General features: G+C 56.9%; 24 protein-coding genes and 1 pseudogene. 24 read left to right on the forward strand and 1 reads right to left on the reverse strand.

Going from position 1 to position 16,270, the window contains the following annotated elements; all coding sequences use genetic code 11:
* Positions 1–5: 5 nt before the first annotated feature.
* From G7K71_RS18855 to G7K71_RS18945, 21 genes are all read left to right on the forward strand, one after another.
* The gene (locus tag G7K71_RS18855; protein WP_166344878.1) at positions 6–2,396 is read left to right on the forward strand and encodes a DNA topoisomerase 3; all 2,391 of its coding nucleotides are present in this window, start codon (positions 6–8) and stop codon (positions 2,394–2,396) included.
* 3 nt (positions 2,397–2,399) lie between these two features.
* The gene (locus G7K71_RS18860; RefSeq protein ID WP_166344880.1) at positions 2,400–3,257 is read left to right on the forward strand and encodes a S1 RNA-binding domain-containing protein; all 858 of its coding nucleotides are present in this window, start codon (positions 2,400–2,402) and stop codon (positions 3,255–3,257) included.
* Complete coding sequence (locus G7K71_RS18865) at positions 3,214–3,876, forward strand: hypothetical protein (protein WP_165859280.1); 663 nt, start codon at positions 3,214–3,216, stop codon at positions 3,874–3,876. Before G7K71_RS18860 ends, G7K71_RS18865 begins: the two co-directional genes overlap by 44 nt.
* 574 nt (positions 3,877–4,450) lie before the next feature.
* The gene (locus tag G7K71_RS20120) at positions 4,451–5,149 is read left to right on the forward strand and encodes a DUF4258 domain-containing protein (protein WP_313885041.1); all 699 of its coding nucleotides are present in this window, start codon (positions 4,451–4,453) and stop codon (positions 5,147–5,149) included.
* A gap of 16 nt (positions 5,150–5,165) precedes the next feature.
* Positions 5,166–5,444 (forward strand): YgiT-type zinc finger protein, encoded by a 279-nt coding sequence (locus G7K71_RS18875; protein WP_165859281.1) that lies wholly within the window; start codon positions 5,166–5,168, stop codon positions 5,442–5,444.
* Between the two features lie 113 nt (positions 5,445–5,557).
* Complete coding sequence (locus tag G7K71_RS18880) at positions 5,558–6,130, forward strand: hypothetical protein (protein WP_166349835.1); 573 nt, start codon at positions 5,558–5,560, stop codon at positions 6,128–6,130.
* 31 nt (positions 6,131–6,161) lie between these two features.
* Positions 6,162–6,413 carry a hypothetical protein gene (locus G7K71_RS18885; RefSeq protein WP_313884914.1) on the forward strand — a complete coding sequence of 84 codons (252 nt, stop codon included), beginning with the start codon at positions 6,162–6,164 and terminating at the stop codon, positions 6,411–6,413.
* Between the two features lie 47 nt (positions 6,414–6,460).
* Positions 6,461–6,709, forward strand: a complete 249-nt coding sequence (locus G7K71_RS18890) for a hypothetical protein (protein ID WP_121452475.1) — start codon at positions 6,461–6,463, stop codon at positions 6,707–6,709.
* Positions 6,710–7,306: 597 nt separating this feature from the next.
* Positions 7,307–7,501 carry a hypothetical protein gene (locus G7K71_RS18895; protein WP_166344888.1) on the forward strand — a complete coding sequence of 65 codons (195 nt, stop codon included), beginning with the start codon at positions 7,307–7,309 and terminating at the stop codon, positions 7,499–7,501.
* Positions 7,502–7,598: 97 nt separating this feature from the next.
* Positions 7,599–8,060 (forward strand): ArdC-like ssDNA-binding domain-containing protein, encoded by a 462-nt coding sequence (locus G7K71_RS19700; protein WP_243175177.1) that lies wholly within the window; start codon positions 7,599–7,601, stop codon positions 8,058–8,060.
* Positions 8,061–8,196: 136 nt separating this feature from the next.
* Complete coding sequence (locus G7K71_RS19705) at positions 8,197–8,415, forward strand: hypothetical protein (protein ID WP_243175178.1); 219 nt, start codon at positions 8,197–8,199, stop codon at positions 8,413–8,415.
* A 57-nt stretch (positions 8,416–8,472) separates the two neighbouring features.
* Positions 8,473–8,604 carry a hypothetical protein gene (locus G7K71_RS19985; RefSeq protein WP_279286393.1) on the forward strand — a complete coding sequence of 44 codons (132 nt, stop codon included), beginning with the start codon at positions 8,473–8,475 and terminating at the stop codon, positions 8,602–8,604.
* 76 nt (positions 8,605–8,680) lie between these two features.
* Entirely contained in the window at positions 8,681–9,121 is a 441-nt protein-coding gene (locus G7K71_RS18905) for a RadC family protein (protein ID WP_166344897.1), read from the forward strand.
* Positions 9,122–9,141: 20 nt separating this feature from the next.
* Positions 9,142–10,146 carry a DUF3854 domain-containing protein gene (locus G7K71_RS20125; protein WP_166344900.1) on the forward strand — a complete coding sequence of 335 codons (1,005 nt, stop codon included), beginning with the start codon at positions 9,142–9,144 and terminating at the stop codon, positions 10,144–10,146.
* 17 nt (positions 10,147–10,163) lie between these two features.
* The gene (locus tag G7K71_RS18915; RefSeq protein ID WP_013823457.1) at positions 10,164–10,514 is read left to right on the forward strand and encodes a hypothetical protein; all 351 of its coding nucleotides are present in this window, start codon (positions 10,164–10,166) and stop codon (positions 10,512–10,514) included.
* A gap of 16 nt (positions 10,515–10,530) precedes the next feature.
* Positions 10,531–10,890 (forward strand): hypothetical protein, encoded by a 360-nt coding sequence (locus G7K71_RS18920; protein WP_166344903.1) that lies wholly within the window; start codon positions 10,531–10,533, stop codon positions 10,888–10,890.
* Positions 10,887–11,201, forward strand: a complete 315-nt coding sequence (locus G7K71_RS18925) for a hypothetical protein (RefSeq protein ID WP_166344906.1) — start codon at positions 10,887–10,889, stop codon at positions 11,199–11,201. Before G7K71_RS18920 ends, G7K71_RS18925 begins: the two co-directional genes overlap by 4 nt.
* Positions 11,202–12,106: 905 nt before the next feature.
* The gene (locus G7K71_RS18930; RefSeq protein ID WP_166344909.1) at positions 12,107–12,553 is read left to right on the forward strand and encodes a site-specific integrase; all 447 of its coding nucleotides are present in this window, start codon (positions 12,107–12,109) and stop codon (positions 12,551–12,553) included.
* A complete protein-coding gene (locus G7K71_RS18935) occupies positions 12,525–13,412 on the forward strand; it encodes a tyrosine-type recombinase/integrase (RefSeq protein ID WP_313884916.1) in 888 nt (295 codons plus the stop codon). The genes G7K71_RS18930 and G7K71_RS18935 overlap by 29 nt, the downstream gene beginning before the upstream one ends.
* 31 nt (positions 13,413–13,443) lie before the next feature.
* Positions 13,444–13,692 (forward strand): nucleotidyltransferase domain-containing protein, encoded by a 249-nt coding sequence (locus G7K71_RS18940; protein ID WP_313884933.1) that lies wholly within the window; start codon positions 13,444–13,446, stop codon positions 13,690–13,692.
* A gap of 153 nt (positions 13,693–13,845) precedes the next feature.
* On the forward strand, positions 13,846–14,076 hold the full coding sequence (locus tag G7K71_RS18945; RefSeq protein WP_207712692.1) for a hypothetical protein: 231 nt from the start codon (positions 13,846–13,848) through the stop codon (positions 14,074–14,076).
* A gap of 196 nt (positions 14,077–14,272) precedes the next feature.
* Here the strand turns inward: G7K71_RS18945 and G7K71_RS18950 are convergent, their stop codons facing one another.
* Positions 14,273–14,446: a hypothetical protein gene (locus tag G7K71_RS18950; RefSeq protein WP_166349838.1), complete on the reverse strand. Its 174-nt coding sequence runs from the start codon at positions 14,444–14,446 to the stop codon at positions 14,273–14,275.
* A 160-nt stretch (positions 14,447–14,606) separates the two neighbouring features.
* Here G7K71_RS18950 and G7K71_RS20335 point away from each other — a divergent pair.
* The 3 genes and pseudogenes from G7K71_RS20335 to G7K71_RS18960 form a co-directional block, all read left to right on the forward strand.
* Positions 14,607–14,969 (forward strand): annotated as a pseudogene (locus G7K71_RS20335) (type IV secretory system conjugative DNA transfer family protein); the annotation flags it as partial.
* A 55-nt stretch (positions 14,970–15,024) separates the two neighbouring features.
* Positions 15,025–15,441: a hypothetical protein gene (locus tag G7K71_RS19715; protein ID WP_243175180.1), complete on the forward strand. Its 417-nt coding sequence runs from the start codon at positions 15,025–15,027 to the stop codon at positions 15,439–15,441.
* Complete coding sequence (locus G7K71_RS18960) at positions 15,350–16,207, forward strand: type IV secretory system conjugative DNA transfer family protein (protein ID WP_166349844.1); 858 nt, start codon at positions 15,350–15,352, stop codon at positions 16,205–16,207. The genes G7K71_RS19715 and G7K71_RS18960 overlap by 92 nt, the downstream gene beginning before the upstream one ends.
* Positions 16,208–16,270 lie beyond the last annotated feature (63 nt).

Consider the following 16,270-nt stretch of genomic DNA (forward strand, 5'->3'; position numbering starts at 1 on the left):
CACCTTTGCGCACATTGGTTATTGCCGAAAAACCGTCCGTCGCCCGCGACATTGCCTCCGCCCTGGGGAAATTCGCGCAGAAAGACGGCTACCTGGAGGATGACCGTCTGGTCATCTCCTGGGCGCTGGGCCACCTCCTGGAACTGGCCGACGCGCACGAATACGACCCGGCCCTCGTCAAATGGACTCTTGAGCAGCTTCCCATCCTTCCGGAGGAGTTCAAACTGCATCCAATCAGGAGTGGTGCGAAGCAACTCAAGATCCTGAAGCAACTGCTAAATTCGGCGGACGTGGCGGAAGTAATCAACGCCTGTGACGCGGGGCGTGAGGGGGAACTGATCTTCCGCCGCATATACGAGTGGTGCGGCTGCAGGAAGCCAATCAAACGCCTGTGGCTTTCGGAGGCCACCCCCTCCGCCATAAGGGATGCCTTCAAAAAGCTAAAGGACGGCCGCGAACTGGACAACCTGGCAGCGGCGGCCAGGGCCCGGGCCGAAGCCGACTGGATTGTGGGGATCAACGCCACCCGGGCGTTTTCGGTGAAACACAAAACCCTGCTTTCTGTCGGCAGGGTGCAGACGCCCACCCTGGCCCTGGTGGTGCAGCGGGAAAGGGAAATCCGGGGTTTTAAGCCGGAGACTTACTGGGAGGTTCGGGCCACCTTCCGGAAAAGCGGCGGGGCCACCTACCGGGGCAGGTGGTTCAGGGGTGGCGAGAGCCGCATCAAAGAAAAATCACGGGCGGAGGAACTGGTACGGGCCGCCCTGGCCGCCGGTTCCGGCAGGGTGGCAGAGGTTCAAAAACGCACCAAAACGGAGGCCCCACCCCTGCTCTTCAACCTGAACGACCTGCAGAAAGAAGCCAACCGGAAGTACGGAATGACGGCCCAGAAGGTCCTGGACACGGCCCAATCTCTGTACGAGAAGCACAAACTGATCACCTACCCCAGGACCGACAGCCGCCATCTAACGGAGGCACTGGCGCGGGACACCCTGCAAAAACGCCTGGCCGCCCTGGAAAAATGCCCGGAATACGGGGAACTGGTCCGCCGTATAAGGCCGGGGATGATGCCGGGCAAACGTCACATCGACGACGCCGGAGTCACTGACCACCACGCCATCATCCCCACGGACGTGACTCCGGACCCGGCGGCCCTCAACCCCGGGGAACGACAGGTATATGATCTGGTGGTCCGGAGATTCCTGGCCATGTTTTACCCCCCGGCAACCTACGACGAAACCGCCGTGGTCACCGAAGCCGGGGGCGAGACTTTCAAATCCGGGGGCCGGGTCGAGATCGAGCCGGGCTGGAAAGCGGTATACGGGCCGGAAGAAAAGGAGGAAAAGGATGGGAAAGACGAAGACGGAGAATCACAACCGCTCCCGCCCCTGGCCGAAGGCGAGACGGTCGGCGTCGAAGAAGCGGGGGCCGTCGAGCGGCAAACGAAGCCGCCGAAACGGTACACCGAAGCCACGCTTCTGGCGGCCATGGAAAATGCCGGCCGCCTTTTGGACGATAGGGAAATGGCCGAAACCCTCAAGGCCGCCGGCGGCATCGGCACCCCCGCCACCAGGGCGGCAATCATCGAAACACTGATCAAGCGGGGATACATCGAGCGCCGCAAGAAAACCCTGGTACCCACCCCGCGGGGTGAAGCACTGATAGACCTGGTGCCGGAAAAACTGAAATCGGTGGAACTGACCGCTCAATGGGAAGACGGGCTGCGGCGTATAGAGGAGGGGCTGGAGGACGCCCGGACGTGGTTGCACGGCCTCAAGAACTTCACCGGGGAGGTGGTGGCCATGGCAAAAGAACAGGAAGCAAACGGCGCGGTACATCAGAAGGATGTGATAGGCAGGTGCCCTCTGTGCGGCCGTGACGTGCTGGAGTTTGCCAGATCATACGGTTGCAGCGGGTACAAGGAGGGCTGCGGGTTCGCCATCTGGAAGGAAATCGCCGGAAAGAAGATTACAGCCAAACAAGCACAGGAGTTACTCCAAAAAGGCAGAACCGGCGTAATTAAGGGCTTTAAATCCAAAGCCGGCAAGAGTTTCGACGCCATATTGACCCTGGGGGAAGACGGCAAAGTCAACTTCGAATTTGCCGACCATGCAGGCCGGGCCCTGGGCAAATGTCCCCTCTGCGGCAAGGATGTCATCGAGGGGAAGAAGGGCTACGGCTGCGCGGGATGGAAGGAGGGTTGTAAATTCGTTATCTGGAAGGAGATCGCCGGGAAAAAGATTGCGGCCAACCAGGCAAAAGAACTGCTCCAGAAGGGCAGGACCGCCGTTATCAAGGGCTTTAAGTCCAGGGCCGGCAAGGACTTCGAAGCCGCCCTGGTCCTGGGAGAAGGCGGCAAAATAGAATTCGAGTTTAAAAACCGACAGGAGGGATAGGACATGCGTTTTGCGCCGGAAGGAACCAATTACAGGGATATAGATCCCTGGGACGCTCTTTACACGGCAAGGGACAAGGAACAAACCTTGAACGTAACCATAGTCAACGTAAGGTCAATTAACGGCCATGGTTACACCTGGGAGGTCAGCTTTGGAGAGCAGGAAGACTTGTTCGGTATCGTTGGGTTAATTCCCGAATCGGAAAGCGGACTTCCGGAAGGTACATCAATGAACTGGTTCAAACATCAAGTTGTGGCGGCGAAAATCAAGGGAATCGACCGAAAAAACAGCATAGTCGCCCTTACCAGAAAAGAGGTCGTGGAAGAAAATCTGCGCCGTATGATTGAACAGTTGGAAGAATCGGAGCAACTGCTTGCGCTGGTCAGGGCGTCCTCTCCGAGTGGCATTGTTGTGGACATCGGTGGTGGCGTATTAGTCAGGATACCCCGGAGAGAAATAAAGTTGTCCCGGGCAGTACCCGTTGAAGTACAGTATCCCCCGGGACAATTCGTAAAAGTGCAAGTGACCGGAATCGACAAAGCGGCAAAGAAAATCGACGTTTCAATGATAGACCCGTGGCAACCCGGAGAATATGTCCGTGGCGAGATGGTAACCGGGAAAATAATTCAAATTAAAGATAATATCGCCTTCGTTCAAACGAAACCCGGTTTGGTCGGTATCGCCCCATACCCTAAGAGCGAACAGGTAAAGATTGGGGAAACCGTGAAATACCAGGTGCAGAGGTACGATCCGGACAACAGAGTGCTCCACCTGGTGCGCTGGGACGAAGAAAGAATCCGGGGAAGGAGGCGGCAACGTGCAAGAAAACGCAGGGAACGGGCCTCCGAGCAAAGGTATTAATTACGCAAAAGGGATTGCCCTGGGCATGCCTCAATACAAGCGGGGGGACAACGAATCCATAGATTATACCGGTAGAGCCTTCGAACTAATGGAAATGCTGGCTGAAGCCACGGCAATGACTACCGGCGCGGCGGCCACCGCGTTGTCCTGTCACCGTAAAGTAGCTGGTTCGGCGTTCAACAGCCTGTGGTGGGCTGGAATGGTCCGATGGGTCAACGTATTTGCCGAAATAGGGCAATTCAAGGGGCAGTTCCGTCTCTGGCTTCCGGCCGACGGCAGGCCGCCGAAGGACGCACAGGAAGCCTGCCGCCTGGCTGCGCTGGGGCTTTTCTATGCTCTGGCCAGGAACGAAGTGCCCGGTTTTAAATGGCAGGTGGTTAGGAACGGGAAAAGCGTTGTTATGGCAGAAATGCGTTTTACCGTTGCTGATAATGCAACTCAATGGATCATTGACGCTCCCCGCCGGGAGGAAAACCCTGTTCCGAATGCCGACGTATATATTTTCCCGACCCTCCGGGAAGGAAAAATCCTCACCCCGCCGGGCAAAATGTACACCGCGGACGAACTGCTCTTTGCGCCGGGTGAACTGCGCCGGAAAATTTTTCAGAAAACCACTTGACAGCCACATGGTAACCTGCTAACCTTTGGGTTAAGGATATAGACACAAGTTTTAAACTTCTTGCCTATCAGGACGCCTTTCTCTTGATACGGGTGGAAGCCCCGGAGTGGTCGCCAGCGATGAGCGGGCGAATTCACTGGCAAGAAGTGCTCCGGGAAAAATTCCTCGCGATGAGCAGGGTGTACTCTCGGGGCAGGTGCGTCACGGCGATGAGCAGACGTACCGGACCTGCGTCACGGCGATGAGCAGGCGCAGGCGGCGGGACCCAGCCGTAAGGAAAGGGCAAAACGGTACGACTGCACGGCGATGAGCGGCAGTGTACCTTGCCTGGCCGGAGCTGTATCCGGCCCCTGGGGTGAGTGGCATTAGGCCACAGCGGTAGGAAGGTGGACTCTTCCGAAGGCAACCGTAGTAACCCCTTGTAACCGAAACGTCCCAAGCGCTATAGGCCGGAGGTTGCCCCCCTCCATTAGCGTTGAAAGTCGGATGAGAGGTATGGCCGACCTCGACATGAAATGGGCTAACCGCCGCAGACCGGGAAGGCCCGACCCAGCGGCGCTACAAGCGGTGAGGAGTGGTCGTCCTCAAATCAATGGGCGGTGTCGCGTTAGCGGCCCAGGAGTTCCAAACACTGGGACGTACGCGAGATAAGTACGCCACCGGTCGGCGTACGGAAGAAGGCAGCGGTTTTGGCCGGTTTGAAAAGGAACTGCTGCGCATTGATATGCACGCCTCATTAGCGTGCGCAAGAAACGGAATATTAGCAGCAAAGAAAGACACTTTGGCGGGCGAAAGCAAGAAGCAGTTGCTTGCTCTGTTAAAGTGTTTTTCTGTTTTTTGCAAGCCCTCCGCGGGCGTTGGAAACGGGCGCCCGCGGGAAGAAAAACCCGGGCGCTTCAATTTCGAGAGAAAGGAGGCAGCCCGGGAAATGTATGACGGCAAAGAACGATGGCGGGAAGAAATGATCCGCATTCGCCGTGCCCGTATCCGGTTTTCCAGGCATTGCCGGAAGCGGATCAAAGCAAGAGGTATAACGGTGGAAGAAGTGTATAACGTTATAAAGAACGGAGAGATCATCCAGGGCCATGCGCCGGGAATGTACGGAAGCAATCCGGATCCTGTGAGAGTGGTTATGGGTCGTGGGAACGGTGGTCGGATCCTCCATCTGGTCGTGGCGCTTCACGGGAAAACCGTAATACTGGTTACAGCCTACGAACCGGATCCGGATGTCTGGGAAGACGATCACCGGACTCTCAAATCGCCCCGGAAATAAAAGGAGATGCGATATCATGGAGAAGCTTGAGTTGGTCGGCATTTGTGCCGGGTGCTACTACGAGAACGCCGAACTTCGGTTTAAAGAAAAAACGCTGGTAAAAGATGGCGCAGCGCTTTGTCTCAAAAGAATCCCCTATTACTACTGCCCGCGCTGCGGAGAGGAAACTTACGATCTCGATGTCGAAGTTTTTGTGGAACGGGCAATAAAGAGGTTTACGGAAGGAAACGGAAAAGGCGAAACCATCGACGTTGGTAACCTGTTCCGCGTTCCTTCCGAGTCGGCAGTACAGTAAGGGATGCGAGTGTAAAGAGAAATTAAGGGCCGCCGGCCTGCAAAACCAATCATCATTTCCAGGGAGGTGATTGGGCGCGGGCCGCAGGCCCGTAGCCCGGAAGCATGAAAGAAATGCTGGTCAAGCTGGTTAAGGAAGTTAACGAGATACCGGCGGTAATACGCGACATAATGACCGCCAGGACGGACCTGGAAAAGAAACTTTCCCAAGGCGGGGACGAAGAAGCCCTCCGGGCCGTCAGGGACAACCTGGCGCACACCGACCGGGAACTGGAGTGGCTGCGTTCCCGCCAGACGGCCGCCGTAGCTACCATCAACCTGCTGTCGGCGCTCATCGGCGCGGGCAGAGCGGACGACGCGCAGGCGGTACTGGCGGCGCTGGGAGAAAATAAGCAGGAACAGGCGCAAAAGTCCGAAAGCAAACCCGAAAAGGAAAACAAAGAAAAGACAAAAGATCAGGAAGAGCTGAAGATCGGCACGTTCACCATCAAGGAAGCCAAACCCGGCAAGAATGAAAGCACCATTTGGGCTATTGCGGTTACAGCCGATAACGCGGAGTATAAGATCTGCGCCAAAAATGGCACCGGCAAGGCCCTGATGGAAGCCGCCGGCAAGCAGGCGAAAGTCAAGTACCGCCCCTTAAGCGGTGACAGGCTGTTCGCCGTGAGCGTGGAGATTGCCGGCTAGCCTCCGGAATGTTAAACTGGAGGTGGGGGCGGTGATAACCGTGGAAACCATGAAAGAAACAGCGGCTGCAGCCGAGCCGCCGGAACTACCTCCGCACTGGTTTCTCTACCTGGTGGAAAGAATGGACCGGATGGAGAACAACCTGCGGAGCGAATTCCGGCAGGAGATCGGTGATGTTAGGCGAGAACTGCACGGTATCTACCGCTGGTCAATCGGTCTTCTGGTGACCATGCTGCTGGGATTCGGCGGCATCGTCGTCACGCTGGCGGTGACCTTGCGGTAGCCGAGTGTAAGGGAGAGCCGATGATAAATGAAAGAGGAGTGGTGAAGATGGTCTCTCCGAGATATAATGATCTCGGGGTGATTACCATGGCTATTGCGAGGGAGTATGTCAAGGCCCTTATAGACCGGTTGAGCGACGAACAGGTGCAGGCATTGTGGGTTATTCTTAACTCCATGGCCTGGCCAACTGAAAAGGTTTCACCGGAAGAAGCGGCTGAAATCGAAGAATCGTTTGCCGAAATAGATGCCGGTAAAGGCATAAAAGCCGAAGATGTCTGGAGGGAACTCGGTGTATGATATAATCTTTTCCCCCAAGGCTATTCGGCAACTCAAGTCGTTAGAAAGACAAGTACGTGATGTTCTTAAGCTGGAATACGCGGATAATCGCTTTAGGCTTCGGGTGGGTGACTGGCGTGTGACCTTCCGGTATCGGTTTGAAAACCAGGAGGTTCATATTGCCGAGGTAGTCCATCGGAGCAAAGCATACCGCAGGTAAGAAGATTGGAATACGGCCGTCAAGGCCAGAAAGAGGACGGAAAACAGGACATTAATGTCCTGACCGTCCTCTTTTTGTGTTTTTAAGACCATCAGGGCTTCTCCCGGCCCGAACTATTCTCACGGAAAGGAGGAATGGGGGCGGGCCGGATGGAGGTCCGTCCCGGAAAGAATGAAATTTGAGAGGATCAAGCCGGGGGTGCTGTTCCGCACCCCGTGGCACAAGGAACACCTGTTTTATAAAGTCCCGGACCCCCAGCCGTGGCCGGAGCTCGGCCCCTGCAGCGCGTGCGGCACCATTGCCGTATGGAACGCACGGGCCGTCGAAACTGACCGCCTGGTGCACTTCTGCCGGAATGAGGAAGTCATCCCGGTGAAGGTGGAAGGGGGGAAGGGGAAATGGCTAAAACCGAGTACCTGCAGGGCGACGACGCGCAGTGGCTTCTTAAAGAGGGGTACTGCGAAGCCTGCCTGCGCCCGGCCAGGGAGTGGGTCGAAGAGAACCGGTTCGGGCACGTAGAGGTCCACGGTGATTACGACAGCCGGGGCAACCTGACAGGCTTCCTTTGCCCGCAGTGCGCGGGAGCGAGTTAACGGATAACCGGGCCACCCGGCCCGCCAAAATTCCCACGGAAAGGAGGGAATGGGGCGGGCCGGTTAAGGCCCGCCCCGGATCATGAAAGAAGAAATATTGCGCGAAGCGCTTGAAAAGCTGCTGTCAATGTTTGAAAGTGGCAACCTGCCGCCGGCGGTGGCCCGGACGATGATCCGGCGCCAGGCGGGTGATGAAAGGCCGTCTGACAAATGGAGCCTGGGCAACCGCCTGCTGATGTACCTGGCCGGGACGGAGGACGCCAGGGGTTTCAGACAGTGGGAAGAAGTAGGGCGGCACGTTAAAAAGGGCGCGAAAGCGTTCCACATCCTCGCTCCGCTGACCAAAACCAGGAAGGTCAAAATACAGGACCCCGAGACGGGCGAGGAGCGGGAAGAAGAACGCCCTGTGATTGTGGGTTTCCGGTTTATACCGGTGTTCCGCCTGGAGGATACGGAAGGCGAACCGCTGCCGGAAGTGGACTATGCCCCTCCGGAACTACCGCCGCTTTTCGACGTAGCGACCAGGATGGGGCATCAAAGTCAAATACGCCCCCGGTGATGGCAGCTGTTACGGCAGTTTCCAGCCCGGACTTAAAAGGATCAACCTGCACACTCACGACGTCAAAACGTACTTCCACGAGCTTGCGCACGCGGTGCATAACACCATCCGCCCGCTGGTGGGAGGCCAGGATCCGGTGCAGGAAGTGGTCGCCGAGACAGTGGCCTGTACCCTCTGCGAGATCTACGGCTATACCGGATATGCCTGGCACGGATGGCAGTACATCAAAGCCTGCGCCGGCGGCGAGCCGAAACAGGCGCTCAAACTAGTAATGAAAGTGCTCTGCGAGGTCGAAGAAGTGCTGGAAAGGATCTGGGAAGCCGCCACCCCGGAAGAGAGGGGGTGTGCGGCTTGACATACTGGAACTGGGAGGCACGAAAACGCAGGTGAAGATACCACCTACCTGGTGGCAATGTCCAGCATACGGGAGATTTCCCTGCGCGAGGAGATTGCCCGTGGCGAAAGGTTGATACGGCTGCTGCGCCTGGTGGCGGAGACGGAAGACCGGAACCGGGCACGGCGGATGGCGGACTGCGAGATTTAGAACTTTAGGCGGCCCGACCCGCCCAATCACCCGAAGAGGAGGTGAAAGGGGCGGCGCCGGCGGCCGCCCCGGGAGCATGAAGAAACGGGTAAATATCGTTTCGGTGAAACTTGTCAAGGAAGCGGGCATATTTTACGCAGCCCGCAGAATAACCGGACCGGAGGATGTGGCCGATCTGGTTCGTGACTTTCTGGAAGACGCCGACCGGGAGATCTTCCTGGTCATATGTCTTAATGCCAAGAACGAACCGACGGCAATCCATACGATAGCGGTAGGTACGCTGAACAGCGTCCAGGTCCACCCCCGGGAAGTCTTTAAGGCGGCAATCCTGGCCAACAGTTACCACGTAATCCTGGTTCACAATCACCCGAGCGGTGACCCGAAACCTTCCGATGAGGATATGGCTATCACAAGAAACCTGGCCGAGGCCGGGAGAATAGTCGGCATCCCGGTGCTGGATCACGTCATCATCGGCGACGGAAAGTTTGCAAGCCTGAAAACAAATGGATTGATTTAAGCAGAGGGGGGGGATCGGGGGTGCAGGCGGAACACCGTTACCCCGAGGAAAAATTCATTCCGGTGAAACCCTGGCGCCCCTGCCCCATCTGCGGCAAGGGCGACTGGTGCGGTTTCAACAGCTTCATCGCCAGCTGCATGCGGGTGCGCGAGGGCTCGTTCAAGGAAGTGGTCCTGAGCAACGGCCAGGTAGCCTACCTCCACTGGCTGGAACCGGGCATGGTAAACCTGCCGGCGCTCATGAAAGACGACTCAATAACCGCGGCGCAAACCGCGCCGGTGGAAGTGCGGGACCGGGTGTACCGTGACTTCCTGCGACTCCTTTACCTTCACCCGCGCCACAGAGAGGACCTGCTCCGGCGCGGACTGACTGAATGGGAGATCAGGAGGAACGGCTACCGGTCGGTCCCCGAAACCGAAGCCCCATGGTCGGTCTGCAGGCGCCTGATCCGAATGGGCCATGACCTGGCCGGCATCCCCGGCTTTTACAAGGTCCGGGGGCCGCGAGGCGGCACCTACTGGACCTTCGACCGGCAGCCGGGATACTTCATCCCGGTGCGGGACGAAAAGGGCCGGATCCAGGCCCTGCAGCGCCGCATGGACGACGCGCGGGGCGGGAAATATAAGCTGTTCAGCGGTCACAAGAGCCGGGGCGGTTGCTCCTGCGGCACCCCTGCTCACGTGACCAGGCCCGCAAAAGTCGAAGACCGGCGGATATGGATCACCGAAGGCCCGCTGAAAGCGGACATCGCCTGCAAGTACCTGGGCGCCGTCGTGGTGGGCGCATTAAGCGCCGCCACCTGGCGGCCGGCTATACCGGCTATCCTGGCTCTTGAAGCAAAAGAAGTCATAATCGCCTTCGACCGGGACGTGGAAAGTAACCCGGAAGTGGCACGAGCATACTTGACTCTGAAAGTAGAACTGAAAAAGCACGGCCTGGCGGTAAGCCGGGCAGTGTGGAGCGATAAAAAAGGCATTGACGATGCCCTGGCGGCCGGTATGGAAGTGCGGGTCGTCTGGGCATAAGAAAGGAGATGGGTCGAATGTCAAGAGTCATCAAAAGAGTTCCGGCTGAATATGTTACCGAACAAATCGGTGGCGGGGTTATATGCCCCAAATGCGGAGCCGGTAACTGGAAAAGGACCACTCCCGAAAAGTGCCCTATTTGCGGAACAATGGAAGTGCCGGATCCTGTCAGGTACATCAAAAGGCGAATTCCGGGCTATGTGGAAGTGCGGTGCGACTGCGGTGAAACCGTCATCTGCGACGGTTTCACCAACACCTGCGACCGCTGCGGAAAAGATTACAACTGGAACGGTACCCTGCTGGCCCCGCGCAGTCAGTGGGGTGAAGAAACCGGGGAAACGGAAGGGGATATAATCCTGGGAGTTTAAGGGGGTTAAATTACGAATGATGGAAGTACAGGCATCTTTACATGATAACAGATGGCCGGTAAAAATACACCCGCTCAGAGCACCAGGTAACTACGTGATTACGGGGCGGGGTACGGAGATGTGGATTGCCGTCCGGCCGTCCGGTGGTATCGGCGGAGGTAGTCATTTAATAGCGGTTATCAACTTCAACCGGTGCGGCTGCCTGGATGCCGACAAGTGGTCTGCGGCGGACGTGCAGCAGTACATCGGGATCGAGAACCCGGTGGATGCAGCCACCCTCGCCGCTGCGCTGAATGTGATTTTAGGGCGAAAACAAGAGAACGGGGTGGCCGGCACGACCTGGAAAAAACCATACGGGAGGTATAAGTGGCAATGAGAATGATACAACTCGAAGAAGCTCTCAAAGACCACTACGCCCGCCGGGCTGCAAGGGCAATCGAGGCGGAGGACGCGGATGCCCTTGCCAGGGTAATACCGCACCACGTCATCTATGAGAAACCCGGGATGGCCCTTGAGATTCTGGGCAGGGCGGTAAATATAGCAAGCTGTGAGACCTACCGGTGGGTACAGCAATGGCTCCGCAATTCCGACAACGACTGCCTGCGGGCCAGGGGGGACAAACGATGGCAAATGATGATCCTGCTGGAGGCCGTTTGTGAGAAGAGTAACGTTGCGGAAGCGGTGTAGATGTAGATCAGCTCCGGATGGCGAGGAGGCGGGAAGAAACATGATTTCCTGCCTCTCCCCGGGCTGGATTGTAAACGGGGGCCGCAGTTCGGCGGCGCCCGCAATGGGTCCCGGTCTGCCTGCCACATTGCGCTGAATGGTGCTGTGCAGGCAGACACTCCCGGGACTGAGAACGTGGTTGAGGGGTGCCGGCCGCAGGGTCGGCACCTGCTCCAACCTTAATCAACCAACGGAGGTAGGACGCCGGCTTGCGGCCGGCTCCTCTCTCGCCGCAAATTAGCGGCGTTGCCGGATCCTCGGTTATGACGCGATTGATCGCTGACTAACCACTCCATATGGAGTATGGGGTCCACACCATGGGCCCTGGCGGCACCTGCCGCCCCCATAAGTGGGGTAATAGGGCCTCAGTGAATGCTTAACAAGCTCATAACGGCGTGCGAGGCGGGCTTTGAAAGCCGGCCGTCGGGAGCACGCAGACAACAAAACAGGCACCACCTCCGGGGCGGTTGCCCCGCAGCGGACGGGGCAAGGGCTCCGGGGGTGCAAGCCCGGGCGCAGCCCTCCGGGCGAACCGCGAAGCGGCAGGCAACGGGCGTAAGCCCGCACGGCAAAGCCGCAATCGGGCGCAAGCCCGCACCGCGAAGCGCAAAAACGGGCGGAAGCCCGTCTCAGGCCACCGGAGCGAAAGCGGAGGGGGCACTGAGACGGGCGCAGCCCGCAACAAAAAAGCCGCGCAGCGCAAGGCCCGAAGGGCATTTGCAAAAGGTTTTTTCCGGCATATACCCACGTGACGGGAGCTCAGGAAAATAAACCTCTGGGTTACTTTTGTCTTCTTTTAAAGCAGGAAGTACCTTCCAATTAAGCTAAAAAAGCTTCCAAGGGGAATTTAGATCAGGGGGGATAAAATGCTACGGGTTTCCTGGGAAGATACCGGAAATCCCATCCTCGACCGCTTGGGTCGGCAGTTTGTGGATAGGGTTGCTCGTTACGCCAGGGGCGGCTCGTACGAGAAGCGCATAGAGTGGTACCGGAAATACATAAAATTTCTACACTTCCTGGCTGAGCGCTTTGGACCAGAAGATATTCGTAACATTCAGCCCCGCCATGTAGCGGCATTTTCTAAATACCTTAAAGAATTGGGTCGCAGTGAACGGACTGTGCTACGTTATTATTCCGTAATTCGCTGGTGGCACCGGCAGATCCCATGGCGAAAGTATGAAATGCCCGAGAATAAGGTGCTTTTGGAACTGGAGGCGAGGCTCGATGACAAAAGGTTCTGTGAAGAAATCAAAAACAGCTACAGGCGTAAAAGGGGCAGGGGGCGTGTACAAAAACCTCATGGCACAATTTGATAAAATCTGGAGAGAGGCCGTCGATGCCACTGCTCACTCAAAATCCAAGAAATCCCACTTTCGCTATCGTGACAGCATGAAGAACTTCCTCTGGTTCTGCTCGGAAAAATTTCGTTTGCAGAAGATCGCCAACATCGGCGAAAAGCACCTGCGGGCATACGTGGAATACCGCCGCCAGGAAGGCATATCAGAAAAGACGCTGAAAAACGACCTGGCGGCGGTGCGGTTTTTCCATCGCTTCACCGGTTCGCGCAATGAACTGCCGGATAACCGGGCGCTGGGGCTCGAAAAGACCCCGGCCGGCGGCAAAGATAGGGCCTGGACGGAAGAAGAATACCGGCGGATGCTGGAGAAGGCCGAAAAACTGGGCCGTGCGGACGTGGTGATGGCCATGAAGCTGGCCCGCCACGCGGGGCTCAGGATCCACGAGTGTACCCGGCTCACGGTGGGCCACTGTCGGGACGCCCTGAAGGATGGAGAACTGGAGGTCAAAGGGAAAGGGGGCCGCATACGCCGGGTTCCACTGCGCCCCGGGTTACGAGCGGAACTGAAGCGGTTCCTGGAAGAGCGCGGGGGGACCAGGGGGGAGAAGATCTTTATCGCGCCGGGTGAAAAGACGCACAGGGTCATCAAAAGCATCCAGAAATTCATCGAGCGGCACCGGGAAGAAATCACCGACCGGCCGATTACCTTTCACGGATTGCGCCACGCCTACGCCCGGGAGGAGCTGGCCTGCCGGTTGGAGCATCCGGAGAAATACGGCCTCCACAGGGTAAGTCCGGAAAGGGCGGCAAAACTGGAGGTGGCGGAGCTTCTGGGCCACGGCAGGCCGGAAGTGACCAGTGTTTATACAGGGTAGTGACTTTACATCAGTGGGGTAGCATGAGATAATTTTATTCGGCTCCCAGGCAAGGGGAACCAGCGTTCCGGGATCCGATATTGACGTACTTGTGGTGACGGAAAGGCTTGATAAAAAGATCCGCGATACGATTGTAGATGAAGCCTTTGAAATCAGCCTGAGAGAAGACATTCCGGTGATAGCTCTGGCGTGCGATATTCAAGAATTCGATTCTCCCTCATTTAAAGTTGATCCCTTTTACCGCAACGTTACTCAAGAGGGAATAATTTTCTATGGATAATGGATAATTCAAAAAAGAATTTGCCTTACAGAAAATGGAAAAGCCTGGGGCAACTGGGGTGAGGGTGAATGGGCTTTTAAAAGTGCTTAAATAGGTTTACACCTGACCTCCGTAGCGGTGTTAGGATTTAAACAGACAGGGATGGTGGTTAAAGTGGACACTAAGCCAATTCAACAGGAAATTTTAATGGAGGTTAACCGCCTGCCTTTCCACTTTCAAAAACGAGTTCTTGAATTCGCCCGGGCATTAAGGTTTACTCTCAATGAAGGAACGCCCGGTAGGGATTTGCTTCGCTTTGCCGGGGTTATATCGCCGGAAGAAGGAGAATTGATGAAAAGAGCTATAGAGGACGCCTGCGAGCGGGTAGATACAAATAAGTGGTAAGTTTCTTTAAAAAATACCTGGTTTATCCGGGTTGTTTCTTTTTTAGGCCCAATTTATCCGGGCCTTTTTTCTTTTTTGAACAATTGAAAAAGAGGTGGTTTTTATGAGATGGTCGTTATCCCGGGTGAAGGAGGAGGTTTATTCAGCTTTTAAACACATGCCCGCGTTGGCTAGAGGGGGAATTATGGCTGGAACTTCAGCGCTGGCCCTTGGTGGCCTCTATCTCCTCGATGTATGGACCCTGGGCACGGCGGCCGCCTGGCTGCACGGCCTCGGGACCTGGCTGAAGGGGCAATCCATATTCGCCACTCCGGCGGAGAAAGCCGTAGCAGCCCATGCTTTCGATGCCGTATCCTGGTACGCGCAGCATCCCTTACAAACTGCGTGGGCCTGGCTCACAAAACGGGAACTGGCCAATCCGGGTCCACGGAAAATCTGGTTGGTCCCTGCACGGCCTTACTGCGCTGGCGGCTTTCAGTTGGTGGTTGGGGGGAAGATTCCGCGGTGGGACCGGATGGGGTGGGATCAGGATGAAACCCGGCGACGCCACCCACGGCAGCGCCAGGTGGGCTGTGAAGGCCGACCTGGCCCGCGTGTGCGACTTCGGCTTCGGCCCCGGAATAATACTTGGCGCGTTCGGGAGCAGGCCGGTGCGCATACCGGTGAAGCCGAAAACCTGGATGAACAAGCATGTGCTGGTGGTCGGCGCTCCCGGATCGGGTAAGAGCCGGGGCTACGTACGACCCAACATATTTGCCGCCGTGCGGGCTGGGGAGAGCGTTATCGTCACCGACCCTAAAGGCGAGCTGTATCGTGACATGGCTGCCTGGCTGAGGACGAAAGGATATGCAGTCAGGGTACTCAATCTCGTTCGCATGGAGGAATCCGACCGGTGGAACCCGCTGACGGGAAATACGGACACCCCTGGACGCAGATGTGTTCGCCCAGGTGGTGATTGCAACCACCGATGCCGGTCCCAAAAGGGGTGGCGACTCGTTCTGGGACCGTGCGGAGCAGAATCTGTTGAAGGCCCTCGCGCTCTACGTGGTGCTGGAGCTTCCGGAAGAAGAGAGGCACATGGGTTCCCTGTACGACATCCTGGCCTCCGGCGACCCCGAAAAGGTGGATGCCATGTTCGCAAAGCTGCCGGTGAACCACCCCGCCAAAGGACCTTACAACGTCTACGCCATGGCCGGCCAGAACGTAAGGGGCGGCGTGGTTATCGGGCTGGGCACTAGGCTGCAGGTCTTCCAGCAGGAACTGGTCCGGCAGGGTGACCGGCGAATCGGATATAGACCTGGCCCTGCCCGGCAGGGAAAAATGCGCCTACTTTCTCATCACCCCGGATACACACGGGGCCTTTGATTTTCTGGCTTCGCTTTTCTTCACTTTTGAATTCGTACGGCTGGTGGAAGTGGCCGACGCCGGGCCCGACGGCCGCCTGCAGGTACCTGTGAAGTTCCTCCTGGACGAGTTTGCAAACATAGTAACCATTCCCGAGTTCGAAAAGAAAATTGCCACCGTCAGGTCCCGGGGCATAGAGTGCCACGTCATAGTGCAGAGCCTTCCCCAGTTGGAGCGGGTTTACGGGCGTACATGGCAGGAAATCAAGGCCTGCTGCGACACCACCCTGGTAATCGGTGTTAAAGACGACTACACGGCGCAGTACTTCAGCCGCATGCTGGGGCAGTGCACCGTGGAAACACAAAGCGCGACCCGTGAGGTGAAGCCTCTTTTCGGTCCCGGCCTTTTTGACGACCGGCAGACCCGCAGCACCACAGGTCGTGAACTGATGCGGCCGGAAGAGATAATCAAAATGCGTTCGAAGTTCTGCCTGGCTTTCCTGCCGGACGGCACACCCCCCGCAAAACTGCGGGTGCTGGATTATGAAAACTTTCCCGAAGCAAAAGATTTAAAGCGCTTAAACAGAATCAAATCGGAGGCGGGAAGTCCTGAACATCCCAGGCTTATATTCGAAGAGCCCGATGTTTGTAATACAACTGTTGCTGAACTCGAAACCTTTACTCCTTCTGAGAATCACATCTCGTACGATGCCTCCAGCAAAACGGCAACGGAAGAAAAGGAAACAACAGGCCAATCCGGTGCCGTGCGGGCCGGGGTGCCCTGGTAGGCATAAACTTGTAGATAGTTTGCGCTTATTTGGACATACTTTATATGCGATAAGGAGGCGATG

Origin of the sequence: Desulfofundulus sp. TPOSR (genome assembly GCF_011393055.1) — a bacterium.
Lineage (GTDB): Bacteria > Bacillota > Desulfotomaculia > Desulfotomaculales > Desulfovirgulaceae > Desulfofundulus > Desulfofundulus kuznetsovii.